Consider the following 13691-nt stretch of genomic DNA (forward strand, 5'->3'; position numbering starts at 1 on the left):
TCAGAGATGTGTATAAGAGACAGAGTACGAGGCGCGCGCCACCGACGCGCTCGAGGATCTGGCAGCGGAGTTCGGGGCGGACGAGGGAACCGCCGACTACCGCCTCGTGTTCACACACGACCGGAAGCAAACCTTCGATCGGATCGCAGCGGAGACGAGGTCCGAGGCGTACGCCATTCCGGGTGCAACTGGCCCGATCGATCGGCTGCTCGTGGCCCTGACGGGCGACGTCGCCGTCGAACGGATCGTCTCGTTCGTCGCGGAACTGATCGGCGAGCGGGAGATCGACGTCACGCTCTTTCTGGCGACCGGCGACGAACCCGCGGGTCGCAAACTGCTCGAGGCAGCCGCAGTTCCTCTCGCCGATCGCGGGATCGACGTAAGAACCGAACTCGCCGTCGACGGACCGCCGCTCGAGGCACTCCTCGAGGCGACGACCGGCCACGACGCCGTCGTGATGGGCGAGCGGGCGCCGTCGCTGCTGACGCTCGCCTTCGGCGAGGACGCCGAACGCGTCGCGGCCGAGTCGGTCGGGCCGGTGCTCGTCGTCCGGAACGTCGAGGAGGACGAGTCGGAAAACGAGGGGTAATCGGATTTGGACGCGGACTCGAGCCGGATCAGGGGGACTCGTCGGACCCCTCGACGTCGTCCGTCGAGGCGGACTCGTCGCCAGCCGTGTCTTCGTCCCCCGCTCCCTCCGTTCCCTCGAGGTACTCGCCGCGAATCACGAGCACCGGATCGACGGTTTCCCTGGCCAGTCTCTTCGCTCGGTCCTTGAAGACGTACCGACGAACCGACGGCCGGCTCTCGCCGACGACGAGCAGGTCGTGATCGGCCGCGGCCTCGAGGATCGCCCGCGTCGGCGAGCCGTCCACGACGAGGGAGGTGTCGATCCGCTCGCGGGCGACGCCGGTGGCGACGAGTTCGTCGACGGCGGCCTCGAGGAGTTCGGTCCGACGCGTTCGCTCGTCTTCGTCGGCGACGTGGAGGAACGTCACCTCGAGGTCAGTGTTCGCGAGTACCGCACCCAGAAACCGGGCGATGTACTCGAGGTTGACGTCGCCCCGGACCGCAACGAGCACTCGCTCGAGAACCGGGGCGGGGTTGACCAACAGGATCGCGTCGCAGTCGGTTTCGACGGCGACGCGCTCGAAGGTCTTCAACCGATCGTGGGTAAAGACGCTCCTCGACGAGACATCGAGGCAGCCGGCGTCCTCGAAGACGGCGTGAAGCTCGTCGAGTTCGGCGCGGACGCGCGAGCCGTACCGGTCGCGGGCCTGGTCGGTCCCGGTCTGTTCGGGGAGTTCGCGGTAGCCCAACAGGACGACCGGAACCGACGCGAGCACGTCGATCACCGTCCGCGGGACGCTTTCGCCGCCGAGGACGTCGACCGGCACCAGTACGCGGTGGTCGGGAACAGCCATTGGCGGGACGTGATAGCGTACGTCAGGGAGCCTAATAGACCTCCGTAGCGACGGCCATGACAGTCATCGCCTCACCACGGTCGGCGATCACTTCCGCCGCGGATCCCGCAGGGTTTTTGCGGTGGAGAGCCAGGCTCCGCGTATGACCGAGGCGACGGGGATCGTGGGGGAGTTTCTCTCGCTCAAGGAGGAGACGGAGGCCGACCTGCTGGCGATGCAGTGTGGCGACTTCTACGAATTTTTCGCGGCGGACGCCGAGACCGTCGCCGACGAACTGGATCTCAAGGTGTCCCAGAAGTCCTCGCACGGCTCGTCGTACCCGATGGCGGGGGTCCCGCTCGACGATCTGACGCCCTATCTCAAGGCGCTGGTCGAGCGCGGCTACCGGGTCGCCGTCGCCGACCAGTACGAGACCGACTCCGGCCACGCCCGCGAGATAGTCCGCGTCGTCACGCCCGGCACCCTGCTCGAGACCAGCGACGCCGACGCACAGTACATGGTTGCGATCGTCGCGGACTCGAGCGCTCGCGGCGACGACCCCGCGTACGGTCTCGCGTTCGCCGACGTGACGACCGGACGCTTTCTCGTCGCCGAAGCCGAGGACGCCGACGAGGCGCTGACGGAACTGTACCGGTTCGACCCCGTCGAGGTGCTGCCGGGTCCCGAGGTCCGGAGCGACGACGACCTGCTCGGACTGGTTCGCGAGCGCCTCGAGGCGACGCTGACCCTCCACGAGACCGAGGCCTTCGCGCCCAAACGGGCGAGCCACGCGGTCCGCGAGCAGTTCGGCGACGGCACCGTCGATCGCCTCGGCGTCGGCGAGTCCGCCGTTGCGGCCGCGGGCGCCGTCCTCGAGTACGTCGAGGAGACGGGAGCCGGCGTGCTGGCCTCGATGACCCGCATTCAGGCCCACCGCGGCGACGATCACGTCACCCTCGACGCGACCACCCAGCGCAACCTCGAGCTGACCGAAACCATGCAGGGCGAGCGCGAGGGATCGCTGTTCGCGACGATCGACCACACCGCGACCAGCGCGGGCGGCCGGCTGCTCAAGGAGTGGCTCCAGCGGCCGCGGCGATCGCTCGAGGTCCTCGAGCGCCGCCAGGAGAGCGTCGGTGCGCTGTCGACGGCCGCGCTGGCTCGCGACGAGATCGGGGACGTTCTCGGCGAGGCGTACGACCTGGCACGGCTGGCCTCGAAGGCAAGCCACGGCAGCGCCGACGCGCGGGATCTGGTCGCGGTTCGTGAGACGCTGGCCGCGCTGCCGGCGGTCGCCGACGTCGTCGCCGCGAACCCGGACCTCGCCGACTCGCCGCTCGCCGAAATTCTCGAGCGTCCTGATCGAGACGCTGCCCGCGAGCTTCGCGAGACCCTCGAGGACGCTATCGCCGACGAGCCCCCGTCGACGGTAACCCAGGGCGAGCTGTTCCGGTACGGGTACCACGAGGACCTCGACGAAGTAATCGAGCGCCACGAAGAAGTCCGGGAGTGGCTCGAGGGCCTCGCCGATCGGGAGAAACGCCGGCACGGCTTGAGCCACGTCACCGTCGACCGGAACAAGACCGACGGCTACTACATCCAGGTCGGCAAGTCCGCGGCCGACGGCGTTCCCGACCACTACGAGCAGATCAAGACGCTGAAGAACTCCAAGCGGTTTACGACCGACGAACTCGAGGAGAAAGAACGCGAGATGCTGCGTCTGGAGGAGCGCCGCGGCGACCTCGAGTACGAGCTGTTCGAGGAACTCCGCGAGGACGTCGCTACGCGCGCCGAGCTCCTGCAAGACGTCGGCCGGGCACTCGCGACCGTCGACGCGCTGGCGAGCCTGGCGACCCACGCCGCAGAGAACCGATGGGTGAACCCCGCGCTGCACGAAGGGGATCGCCTCGAGATCGAGCAGGGTCGCCATCCCGTCGTCGAGCAGACGACCGAGTTCGTTCCCAACGACGTCCGTCTCGACGACGACCGGGGCTTTCTCGTCGTCACTGGTCCCAACATGTCCGGCAAATCGACGTACATGCGCCAGGTCGCCGCCATCGGCCTGCTGGCCCAGATCGGGAGCTTCGTCCCCGCGAAGAGCGCCGAGATCGGGCTGGTCGACGGGATCTTCACCCGCGTCGGCGCCCTCGACGAACTCGCGCAGGGACGCTCGACGTTCATGGTCGAGATGAGCGAACTCTCGAACATTCTCCACACGGCTACCGAGGAATCCCTGGTCGTCCTCGACGAGGTCGGTCGCGGAACCGCGACCTACGACGGCATCTCGATCGCCTGGGCCGCCACGGAGTACCTCCACAACGAGGTCCGGGCGAAGACGCTGTTTGCCACCCACTACCACGAACTAACGGGGCTGGCCGATCGACTTCCTCGAGTGGCCAACGTTCACATCGCGGCCGACGAGCGCGACGGCGACGTCACCTTCCTGCGGACCGTCCGCGACGGCCCCACGGATCGCAGCTACGGGATCCACGTCGCCGATCTCGCGGGCGTACCAGAACCCGTCGTCGACCGCTCCCGTGACGTCCTCGAACGCCTGCGCGAGGAGAAGGCGATCGAGGCGAAAGGCGGCGCTTCGAGCGAGCCCGTCCAGACGGTGTTCGACGTCTCGAGCGGCCAGTTCAGGGGTGCGGCCAACACCGACGGCGGATCGCCCAAATCGCATGCCGAGGGCGACGACGCGGGAGCGCTCGACGCCGAAACCAAGCAGGTGCTCGAGGATCTCGAGAGCGTCGACGTGAACGAAACCTCGCCCGTGGAGCTCCTCTCGAAGGTACAGGAGTGGCAACGGACTCTCGAGAAGTAGCGCGATGGCGTCCACTTCTAGTTCTCGATTTCCTCACTATCGGTTGTATTCACTCCCTGCCTGACTAGTAGCAACCCCCCACAATCAGATATATTGAAATACATTTATTAGCTACTGGATATTCAGTGATTGTAAGAGAGGTGGAACGGGTGCTACGAAATCTACTGATAGTCGACGACAATCCAGCTGACGTCAGATACACGGAAGAGATGCTGAAGGAAGCGGGGGTGGAGAGCGATCGACACGTCGTGAAAGACGGTGTCGAAGCACTGCGGTTTCTCCGCCAGCGCGGCGAGTACGCCGACGCGCCGCGTCCGGATCTGGTTCTGCTTGACTGGCATCTCCCGCGGAAAAACGGCCGGGAAGTGTTAGGCGAATTACGGGCCGACGGGCGTCTCGCCGACGTTCCGGTGGTCGTAATGACGGGGTCGCGACTCGAGGTGGAGTCACTCCGGACCGAATCCGAGGGAGCGGACACCTACGCCGTCAAGCCCCTCGAGGCCGACGAGCTACGGCAGTTCGCCGAACGACTGGGTGGCGCTCGGCGGCTCGCATAGCACGAATTACGACGCGCGAGCGGGTTCCGTCGTCTCCGACTCGTCGCCCGAACTCCGTGCCGGTCCGTCGGTGTGGTAGCCGCCGACGACGACGTTGATCGTCGCGCCGACGAGCAGGACGAGAGCGTTGCCGTAAAGCCAGACGAGCAACAGGATCACCGCCCCGAGCGTTTCGTAGGTACCGACGGTGTCGACGAGGCCGACGTAGATCCCGAAGACGACCTCAAGCAGGACCCAGCCCGCCGCGGCGACGAGCGTTCCCGGCAGGGCCTCACGAACGCCGATATCGGGGTCGGGGAAGACGTAGTACATGGGGAAGAACGCCATCGAGAGGCCGGCGAGCAACGCGAGCGGGGAGAGCGCCTCGACGAGCGTGCTGTCGACCGTGGCCAGCGTCGCCGCGACCGCGCCGGCGCCGACGGTCGCGATCAGGATGACGGTGAAGACGACGACGCCGTCGAGCAGCTTTTCGGCGAACGAGCTCTCTCCGCCGCCGTAGAGTTCGTCGAACGCGGTGTTGAGTCCGCGGAAGATCCGAAGCATCCCCCACAGCAGGGAGGCGACCCCGATGAGCGACGCGCCGGCGCGCTCGGAGGCGTGGGTCAGCGCCTCGAACACCAGCCCTTCACCGGCGGGGCTCAGATGCTGACGGGCCAGCACCGTGATCTGCTCGGTCAGGTAGTCGTTGCCGACCGCGCCGACGACAATGAACAACAACAGCAGGAGCGGGAGAATCGAGAGGAACGCGGCGTGGGCGATGCTGCCAGCCATGAACGTCACGTTGTGCTCGCGGATCACGCTCGCGACGTCTCGAGCGACGGAGCCAGCCCGTCGCAGGTCCATACCGAACGAACGACGCCTGACTCAAAAAGATCGGAGCCGGAAGCTGCCGCGGCCGTCACGATCCTCACGATCCCGGCGGACCGAGCGGAGCGACGTAGTCCGAAACGTGGGCGCTACAGGAGCAGCAGGATCAAGCCGTAGCCGACCGACCCCGCTGCGAACGCCCAGAACCGACTCTCCTGGGTTCGGGGGAGCTCGTCCTTGATCGCGTTGAAGACGATATCGCCGGTCAGCAGACCGAGCAAAACGGTGAACGCGGCGTCACCGATCGTGTAAACCGCGCCGAGACCGGCACCGAGCAACACCGCGGCCGCGAGTACCCACCGCCCGATTCGTCGGTAAGCCTCCCGGTGGTGCTGCTCCATCGCCGCATCGTTGCCGAACAGGTGCAGCGCCATCGCGACCGCGAACAGCACGTCGCTCTCGGTGCCGGTCTCCCCCTGAACGAGCACGTACCCGATAAACGCGTTGTAAACGACGAATCCGCCGACGTGGATCCAGAAGACGGGCTCGTCAGTGAACGGACCTAGTTCGTGTTCGAACTCCCGGGAGCGCGAAATCGCGGCCAGTCGCTCGAGCCCGTAGAACAACGCCAGCCCGACGAACGCGAGCCCGTAGATGTGGTGGCCAGCGAGCGAACCGACGAGGAGGTCGATGCCCTCGAGGGAGTCCCGACGGCCGTCGAGTTCGGGAAACAGGTGGAGGAAGGCGTAGACGATCGAGACGCCGCCGGCAGCCGAGAGCAGGCCGTGGCGCGATCGGCCGCTCGAGACGGACAACCGGTTGGGAAGGAGGTGGACGAGCGCAACTGCGACGACGAGCACCGCAACGAGGAGCGAGTCGCCGTCGACGAGCGCGAGGCCGGTGAGCATCGGTTGCGGGTTGGACACACAGCGTGCTCGTTCTTTCGCTACGAGCGCCGCCTGCGCCGCGGATGCGGCGAGTGTAACTACTTTCGCTCCGGACGCGTAAGACCTAACCAGCCGCTGTGAGTACGCGTTACTGATGATCCGCGGACGCGGCCGAAGCCTCGAGCGCGCCGATTTCGGACCACCACAATGAGCGACGACACCACTACCCCGGAGGGGACCGACATCCGCCAGCTCGACGAGGACACCGTCGCCAGGATCGCCGCCGGCGAGGTCGTCGAACGGCCCGCCAGCGCGGTCAAGGAGCTCCTCGAGAACAGTCTCGACGCCGACGCCGACAGCGTCGACGTCACCGTCGAGGCGGGGGGGACCGAGCTGATCCGGGTTGCCGACGACGGCTACGGGATGAGCGAGGCCGACCTCCGGACCGCGGTCCGCCAGCACACCACGAGCAAGATCGCCGGCCTCGAGGACCTCGAGTCGGGCGTCGCCACCCTCGGATTTCGTGGCGAGGCCCTCCACACCATCGGCTCGGTCTCGAAGCTGACGATCAGGAGTCGGCCGCGCGAGGCCGACGGCGCCGGCACCGAACTCGTCTACGAGGGCGGCGACGTCGTCTCGGTCGAACCGACGGGCTGTCCCGCCGGAACCGTCGTCGAGGTCACGGACCTCTTCTACAACACCCCCGCGCGCCGGAAGTTCCTCAAGACGACGGCGACCGAGTTCGCCCACGTCAACCGGGTCGTCACCCGGTACGCACTCGCGAACCCCGACGTCGCGGTCTCGCTGACCCACGATGGCCGCGAAGTGTTCGCGACGACGGGCCAGGGCGACCTGCAGGCGGCCGTCCTCTCGGTGTACGGCCGCGAGGTCGCCTCCGCGATGATCCCCGTCGAGGCCGACGGTGACGAGCTCCCCGTCGGTCCGCTCGAGTCCGTCTCAGGACTCGTCTCTCACCCCGAGACGAACCGCTCGAGCCGCGAGTACCTCGCGACGTACGTCAACGGCCGAGCCGTCTCGGCCGACGCCGTCCGCGAGGGGATCATGGGCGCCTACGGCACCCAGCTCGGCGGCGATCGCTACCCCTTCGTCGTGCTCTTTCTCGACGTTCCCGGCGAGGCCGTCGACGTCAACGTCCACCCCCGAAAGCGGGAGGTGCGCTTCGACGACGACGACGCCGTCCGCCGACAGGTCGACGCGGCCGTCGAGTCGGCGCTGCTCGAGCACGGCCTGCTTCGCTCGGGTGCACCCCGCGGCCGGTCGGCGCCGGACGAGGCCCGGCTCGAGCCCGGTGGCTCGGGCTCGGGTTCAGGGGGACGGCCGGCCGCTGCGGGCCCGGGACAGCAGGACTCGAGTTCCTCGAGCGAGCGGCCGACGTCTCGAGAGGGCGACGCCGAGGCATCCGACGGCGAGTCGGACGATACCGACGCAGTTGACTCGCAAGCGGCCGACGCCGAACCGGCCCCAGCGTCGCCGGATTCGGACGAGGGGGCGCGAACGGACGACGCTCGAGCGACCGACTCGACCGACGACGGGAGCCCGACGACCGACGACGCCGAAGACGTCACCGCGGACGCGCCTCGCGATTCGTCCACGGCGGGCGCCGAAACGGCAGTCGAGCAGAACAACCAGGTAGCCGAACCGACGACCGATCCCGACTCGAGTTCGGACGGCTCCGCACGTCGAGACGAGGCTGACTCGAGCCGTCGCTTTTCCGGACCGACCGAGCAGCGAACGCTCGGCGGCGAGGCCGCCAACGGCGAGGTCTCCGAGTTCGACTCGCTGCCCTCGCTGCAGGTGCTGGGTCAGTACCGGGACACGTACTTCGTCTGTGAGTCCCCGGACGGGCTCGTCCTGATCGACCAGCACGCCGCCGACGAGCGGGTCAACTACGAGCGACTGCGCGAGGCCTTCGCCGACGATCCCGCCGCCCAGTCGCTGGCCTCGCCCGTCGAACTCGAACTCACCGCCGCGGAGGCTGAGGCCTTCGAGAGCTACCGGGAGGCGCTCACAAGGTTGGGTTTCCACGCGAATCGGACCGACAACCGCACCGTCGCCGTGACGACCGTTCCCGCGGTGCTCGAGGAGACCCTCGAGCCCGAACGGCTGCGTGACGTCCTCACCTCGTTCATCGAGGGCGACCGGGAGGCCGGCGCGGAGACGATCGACGCGCTGGCCGACGAGTTCCTCGGCGACCTCGCGTGTTACCCCTCGATCACGGGCAACACCTCGCTGACCGAGGGCTCGGTCGTCGACCTGCTCGCCGCGCTCGACGACTGCGAGAACCCCTACTCGTGTCCGCATGGTCGACCCGTGATCGTCCGTCTCGAGGAGGGCGAGATCGAGGAGCGCTTCGAGCGGGACTACCCCGGCCACCACGGCTGACTCTCCTCCGCGACCGATCGTCGCCATGCACTCGAGGACTTGCCCGACGTCACCTCCTCGAGCAGAAAGTACTTATATTTATACCTGAATAAATATAGCGTTGAAAAATGAGTGTGGTACTCATAGCCATCGGGTGGCTGGTGGTGCTCTGCCTGTACCTCGGCTTTTTCATCGGGATGAGCGTTCCCGAGAACGATCGTCGGGAACCCGACTACGCACAGCGTCGTCGCGGTTCTCGGTAGCGTCGCCAGCCGACCGTCCACGTCGTCGGCGCCCGCGCCTCGAGCGTAGTCGGTGACGACGCGACTCCCTGCCAGAACTTTCCAAAATTCGATCGCTGCCGCAGATAGTTTATCCCGTTTCGATCACCGGTTCCACAACTATTACATTACTAACCATGATCGACTTTTGTGTCGCTATGACACGATATGCAAAAACACGACGGCGGGTACTGCAGGGCATTACGGCGGCGGGACTGTCGGTCGGAATGATAGGGGCTGGAAGCGCCGGTTCGTCGACGACCTACGTCGTCACCGGTGGCTCGAGGGGTCGGCTCGAGGACGCCGGCTTCTCGGTCACGCGCGAACTCGCGGACGGGTCGGTTTCGATCGTCTCCGGGCCGGCGGACGCCGAGGACGACCTGGATTCGGTATCGGGCGTCAGCGGAGTAACCGAGAACTTCGAGGTCGAGTTCGCTGACCCCGTCGAGCGCGCCGAACCGCAGACGACCGACGACGCCGCGTTCACCGAAAAGCAGTGGGACAAGGAGATCACCGACACCTTCGAGGCTCACGACTACGCCACCGGTGAGGGAACTCGGATCGTCATTGCCGACACGGGCGTCGACGGCACGCATCCGGATCTCGAGGACAACTTCAACGAGGAGCTAAGCGTCTCGTTCGTCAACGAGGGCGAGGAGGCCCCTCATATCGGCGATAGTGGTGACCACGGAACCCACGTCGCCGGGACCGCAGCGGCGACGGGTGATGTCGGCGTCACTGGAACCGCTCCCGACGCGGAGATCGTCTCGGTTCGAGTCCTCGGTCCGGATAGCAGCTCCTTCGCCGACATTCTCGCCGGGGCGGAGTACGCCGCCACTATCGGTGCCGATGTCGCAAACTATAGTCTCGGTGCCGCCCCCCAACCCGCCGAGGCGAACAGCGAGGGACTTCGCGTCGCGGTCCAGCAGGTGATGCAGGACGTCGCCCGACGCGGGACGCTCTCGACCACGTCTGCTGGCAACGACGCAGTAGACCTCCAGCAGGGACAGTCCCGTTGGGAGATTACCGACGACGACGGCGAGGTGGTCGACGTGATCTACGACAATTGGCACTATCTGCCAGGTACCGTTCAGGGAGCGGTGACCGTCTCCGCGAGCGGCCCCGACGACGGGCTCTCCTCGTACTCGAACTACGGGACGAACGCGATCGAGGTCGGCGCACCCGGTGGGGGTCGAGCGGATCCCAACGAGAACGAGGAGGAGGACCTCGTATACTCCACCGTTCCAGGCGGCTACGCCTGGTTCGCCGGTACCTCGATGGCAGCCCCACAGGTCGCGGGCCTCATCGCCCTCGTTCGCGAACTCGAGCCCGAGATGAACGCCAATCAGGTCGAGAACAACATCGCCCACGGCGCAGAGCTGGTCAACGGGCAAAGCAGCCCCGAGTTCGGTGCCGGACGCATCAACGCGTTGAACACGGTCCAGCGAATCTGATCGGTTCCAGGCCGGCTCTTTTCGTTCGGCAACGGTAGGTGACTCGAGCCCGTACCCCGAGCCATGCGCGAACTCGACGGCTCGGACGCCGGCGGGCAGTTCCTCCGGACCGCACTCACGCTGTCCGTGCTCGAGAACGAGCCCGTTCGGCTGGAGCACGTCCGCGGCGACCGACCGAATCCGGGACTGGCGAACCAGCATCTGGCCGTCCTCGAAACGCTCGCCGCGGTCACCGACGCCGAGGTTTCGGGTGGCGAACTGGACGCAGAGACGGTCGAGTTCGAGCCCGGCCGCTCGAGTACGGGTGGACTCGAGGGCGGGTCCTACGCCGTCGACATCGGCACGGCCGGCAGCGTGACACTGCTGTTCGATGCACTTCTGCCGCTGGCGACGGTCCTCGAGGCGCCACTGTCGGTGACCGCGACGGGCGGAACGGACGTCGAGTGGTCGCCGCCGCTGGACTACCTCCGACAGGTCAAGCTCCCCCTGCTCGGCGCACACGGGCTCGTAGCGTCCTGTGAGGTCGATCGCCGTGGGTTCTACCCCAACGGCGGAGGACGAGCGACGCTTCGGATCGCCCCCTCGAGTCTCGAGCCCTTGGCGCTCGAACGGCGCAGCGAGCTCGAGGGCGTCCGACTCTACTCGACCGAATCGGCGTCGCTCGCGGATCAGGACGTCGCCCACCGCCAGCTCGAGGGGGCCCTCGAGCGACTCGACCTCGCGGGCGCCGACCGAAACGTCGACGACGGGAGCAACGAGGACGATCAGCTCGAGGTTCTCGAGCGTCAGGAGCGAACCGCCGAGAGCCCCTCGCCGGGATCCGCGCTCGTGATCAGGGTCGATCATGGCACGGGAATCGCCGGGTTCGACGCGCTGGGTGAGCGAGGCAAACCAGCCGAGCGCGTCGGCGAGGACGCCGCCGACGCGGCGAACCGGTTCCTCGAGGGGGACGCGCCCGTCGACCGCCACATGGGCGATCAGCTCCTGGTCTTTCTCGCGCTCGCAGGGGGACGGGTGCGGATCCCGCGGGTGAGCGACCACGTCGAAACCAGTCGGGCGCTGCTCGAGGCGTTCGGCCGGGAGATCGACCTCGAGCGTCGCGAGGAGGGTGCCGTCGTCTCGCGGTCCCCCGATCCGCCGTAGCGTCGAACGACACACCTTAACCGCAGCCGGTCGATCACCCGCACATGACCGTTGCAGCGAGTACCGATGGGAGCGATCGGAGGGCAGCAGCGTGAGCGAGATCGTCACCTTCGGCGAGACGATGCTGCGGCTCTCGCCGCCCGACCAGCGACGCCTCGAGGAGACGGCCGAGCTCGAGGTCCGTGCCGCAGGCGCGGAGAGTAACGTCGCCATCGCGGCTCAGCGGCTCGGCTCGGCGTCGGCAACCTGGACCTCGAAGCTACCGGACTCGCCGCTGGGTCGGCGCGTCGTCAGTGAGCTCGAGGGGTACGGCATCGACACCGATATCGTCTGGAGCGAGGAGGGGCGACAGGGAACCTACTACCTCGAACACGGTGGTAAACCCCGCGGGACGAACGTCATCTACGACCGGAGCGACGCCGCGGTCACGACCGCCGAGACCGCCGAACTCGATACCGGGCTGATCGAGGACGCCGACCTCTTCTTTACGACCGGGATCACACCTGCGCTGTCGGAGACGCTGCGGGAGACGACGGCGGAGCTGCTCGAGACGGCCGCAGAGAACGGGACGAAGACCGCCTTCGATCTCAACTACCGAGCGAAGCTCTGGTCGCCCGAGGAAGCCGACGACTGTCTGCGCGAGCTGTTCCCGTCGATCGACGTGCTCGTCGTCGCGGCCCGGGACGCCCGGAACGTGCTCGGGCTCGAGGGCGAGGCCCGCGAGCTGGCCGACGAGCTGGCCGGGACGTTCGGGTTCGAGACCGTCATCGTCACCCGCGGCGCCGAGGGCGCCCTCGCCTGGAACGACGGCGAGGTCGTCGAACAGCCCAGCTACGAGACCGAGACGCTTGACCCGATCGGCACCGGCGACGCATTCTCGGGGGCCTTCTTCGCCCGCCGGCTCGAGGGCAACGGTGTGGAAACCGCCCTCGAGTACGCCGCGGCGACGGCCGCGCTAAAGCGAACGATTCCCGGCGACGTCGCCCTGGTTACCCGCGAGGAGGTCGAGGCGGTCGTCGCGGAGGACGAGGGCGGGATTTCCCGATAGCTCCGGCCTGCAGAATCTCTTTTTGTCCAGTTGTCGTAGCTCCCGTATGGTTCACGTCGCGATTATCGGGGCGTACGGGAGCGCGGGCGTCGCCGTCGCCGACGGGTTGCTCGAGCGAGCCGAGGAGCTGTCCGAACTCGAGCTGACGCTGATCGACGACGGCGATCCCGGGGGCGGGCTCTGTATCCTGCAGGGCTGTATGCCCTCGAAGGAGGTCCTCTCGGCGGCCGACCACCGGTTCCGGGCACGCCACGACGACCGTCTCGAGGGCGTCCCCGAGGTCGATCCCGAGGCCGTCGTCGCCCGCAAGGACGACCACATCTCGGGGTTCGCCGAACACCGTCGGGAGCACGTTCACGACCTCGCCGAGCGCGAGAACGTCGAACTCCTCCGCGAGCCCGCGCGGTTCGTCGACGACCGCGTCTTCGAGGTCGACGGCCGACGGCTCGAGCCCGACTACGTCGTCGTCGCGACGGGATCGACGCTGAACGTCCCGGATCTGCCGGGGATCGACGACGTCGAGTTCATGGGAAGCGCGGACGTCCTCGACGCGACCTCGTTTCCCGACTCGGGGATCGTCATGGGCTTTGGCTACATCGGGCTCGAGCTGGCGCCCTACCTCAGCGAGGCGGGCGGCGTCGACCTCACGGTGATCGAACACGACGATCACCCGCTCGACGAGTTCGAGCCCGAGTACGGCGAGGCGATTCTCGAGCTCTACCGCGAGCAGTTCGGGATCGAGGTGTTGACTAACACAGACGAGCGGCGACTCGAGCGAACCGGCGACGGCGGCGTGCGGCTGTACGCCGATCGGGACGGCGAGGAACGGGTCGTCGAGGCCGACCAGCTCTACTGTTTTACCGGCCGCCGGCCGAACCTCGACGGGCTGGGGCTCGAGGAGACCC

10 protein-coding genes and 1 pseudogene are annotated in these 13691 nt (G+C 67.3%); 8 read left to right on the forward strand and 3 right to left on the reverse strand.

Annotated elements, in window-relative coordinates; translation table 11 throughout:
- Positions 1-22 precede the first annotated feature (22 nt).
- Positions 23-589, forward strand: a pseudogene (locus C491_RS00475) (universal stress protein); the annotation flags it as partial.
- A gap of 28 nt (positions 590-617) precedes the next feature.
- Here the strand turns inward: C491_RS00475 and C491_RS00480 are convergent.
- Positions 618-1424 (reverse strand): universal stress protein, encoded by an 807-nt coding sequence (locus C491_RS00480; protein ID WP_005552932.1) that lies wholly within the window; start codon positions 1422-1424, stop codon positions 618-620.
- A 142-nt stretch (positions 1425-1566) separates the two neighbouring features.
- Between C491_RS00480 and mutS the strand changes: the two genes are divergently transcribed.
- Entirely contained in the window at positions 1567-4227 is a 2661-nt protein-coding gene (mutS, locus tag C491_RS00485) for a DNA mismatch repair protein MutS (protein WP_005552933.1), read from the forward strand.
- A gap of 149 nt (positions 4228-4376) precedes the next feature.
- A complete protein-coding gene (locus C491_RS00490; RefSeq protein WP_083909276.1) occupies positions 4377-4784 on the forward strand; it encodes a response regulator in 408 nt (135 codons plus the stop codon).
- A 6-nt stretch (positions 4785-4790) separates the two neighbouring features.
- Here C491_RS00490 and C491_RS00495 read toward each other — a convergent pair whose 3' ends face one another.
- The gene (locus C491_RS00495; RefSeq protein WP_005552936.1) at positions 4791-5627 is read right to left on the reverse strand and encodes a YihY/virulence factor BrkB family protein; all 837 of its coding nucleotides are present in this window, start codon (positions 5625-5627) and stop codon (positions 4791-4793) included.
- Positions 5628-5740: 113 nt separating this feature from the next.
- Positions 5741-6499, reverse strand: coding sequence for a hypothetical protein (locus tag C491_RS00500; protein ID WP_005552937.1), 759 nt, complete (start codon positions 6497-6499; stop codon positions 5741-5743).
- Between the two features lie 186 nt (positions 6500-6685).
- Here C491_RS00500 and mutL point away from each other — a divergent pair, with 186 nt between their 5' ends.
- The 5 genes from mutL to C491_RS00530 all read left to right on the forward strand — a co-directional run.
- A complete protein-coding gene (mutL, locus tag C491_RS00505; RefSeq protein ID WP_005552938.1) occupies positions 6686-8881 on the forward strand; it encodes a DNA mismatch repair endonuclease MutL in 2196 nt (731 codons plus the stop codon).
- Positions 8882-9299: 418 nt separating this feature from the next.
- On the forward strand, positions 9300-10595 hold the full coding sequence (locus C491_RS00515) for a S8 family peptidase (RefSeq protein WP_049891348.1): 1296 nt from the start codon (positions 9300-9302) through the stop codon (positions 10593-10595).
- A 63-nt stretch (positions 10596-10658) separates the two neighbouring features.
- Positions 10659-11738: an RNA 3'-terminal phosphate cyclase gene (gene rtcA / locus C491_RS00520; RefSeq protein WP_005552940.1), complete on the forward strand. Its 1080-nt coding sequence runs from the start codon at positions 10659-10661 to the stop codon at positions 11736-11738.
- A 91-nt stretch (positions 11739-11829) separates the two neighbouring features.
- Entirely contained in the window at positions 11830-12786 is a 957-nt protein-coding gene (gene kdgK1 / locus C491_RS00525; RefSeq protein ID WP_005552941.1) for a bifunctional 2-dehydro-3-deoxygluconokinase/2-dehydro-3-deoxygalactonokinase, read from the forward strand.
- Between the two features lie 46 nt (positions 12787-12832).
- A partial coding sequence (locus C491_RS00530; RefSeq protein ID WP_005552942.1) for an FAD-dependent oxidoreductase occupies positions 12833-13691 on the forward strand: 859 nt, incomplete at its 3' end.

The sequence above is a fragment of the Natronococcus amylolyticus DSM 10524 genome (assembly GCF_000337675.1).
In the GTDB taxonomy this organism is placed as follows: domain Archaea; phylum Halobacteriota; class Halobacteria; order Halobacteriales; family Natrialbaceae; genus Natronococcus; species Natronococcus amylolyticus.

Coding starts and splice junctions, on each gene's coding strand:
- C491_RS00480 (WP_005552932.1), bottom strand. CDS start 1,424: ATGGCTGTTCCCGACCACCGCGTACTGGTGCCGGTCGACGTCCTCGGC.
- C491_RS00495 (WP_005552936.1), bottom strand. CDS start 5,627: ATGGACCTGCGACGGGCTGGCTCCGTCGCTCGAGACGTCGCGAGCGTG.
- rtcA (WP_005552940.1), top strand. CDS start 10,659: ATGCGCGAACTCGACGGCTCGGACGCCGGCGGGCAGTTCCTCCGGACC.
- mutL (WP_005552938.1), top strand. CDS start 6,686: ATGAGCGACGACACCACTACCCCGGAGGGGACCGACATCCGCCAGCTC.
- C491_RS00515 (WP_049891348.1), top strand. CDS start 9,300: ATGACACGATATGCAAAAACACGACGGCGGGTACTGCAGGGCATTACG.
- C491_RS00500 (WP_005552937.1), bottom strand. CDS start 6,499: ATGCTCACCGGCCTCGCGCTCGTCGACGGCGACTCGCTCCTCGTTGCG.
- mutS (WP_005552933.1), top strand. CDS start 1,567: ATGACCGAGGCGACGGGGATCGTGGGGGAGTTTCTCTCGCTCAAGGAG.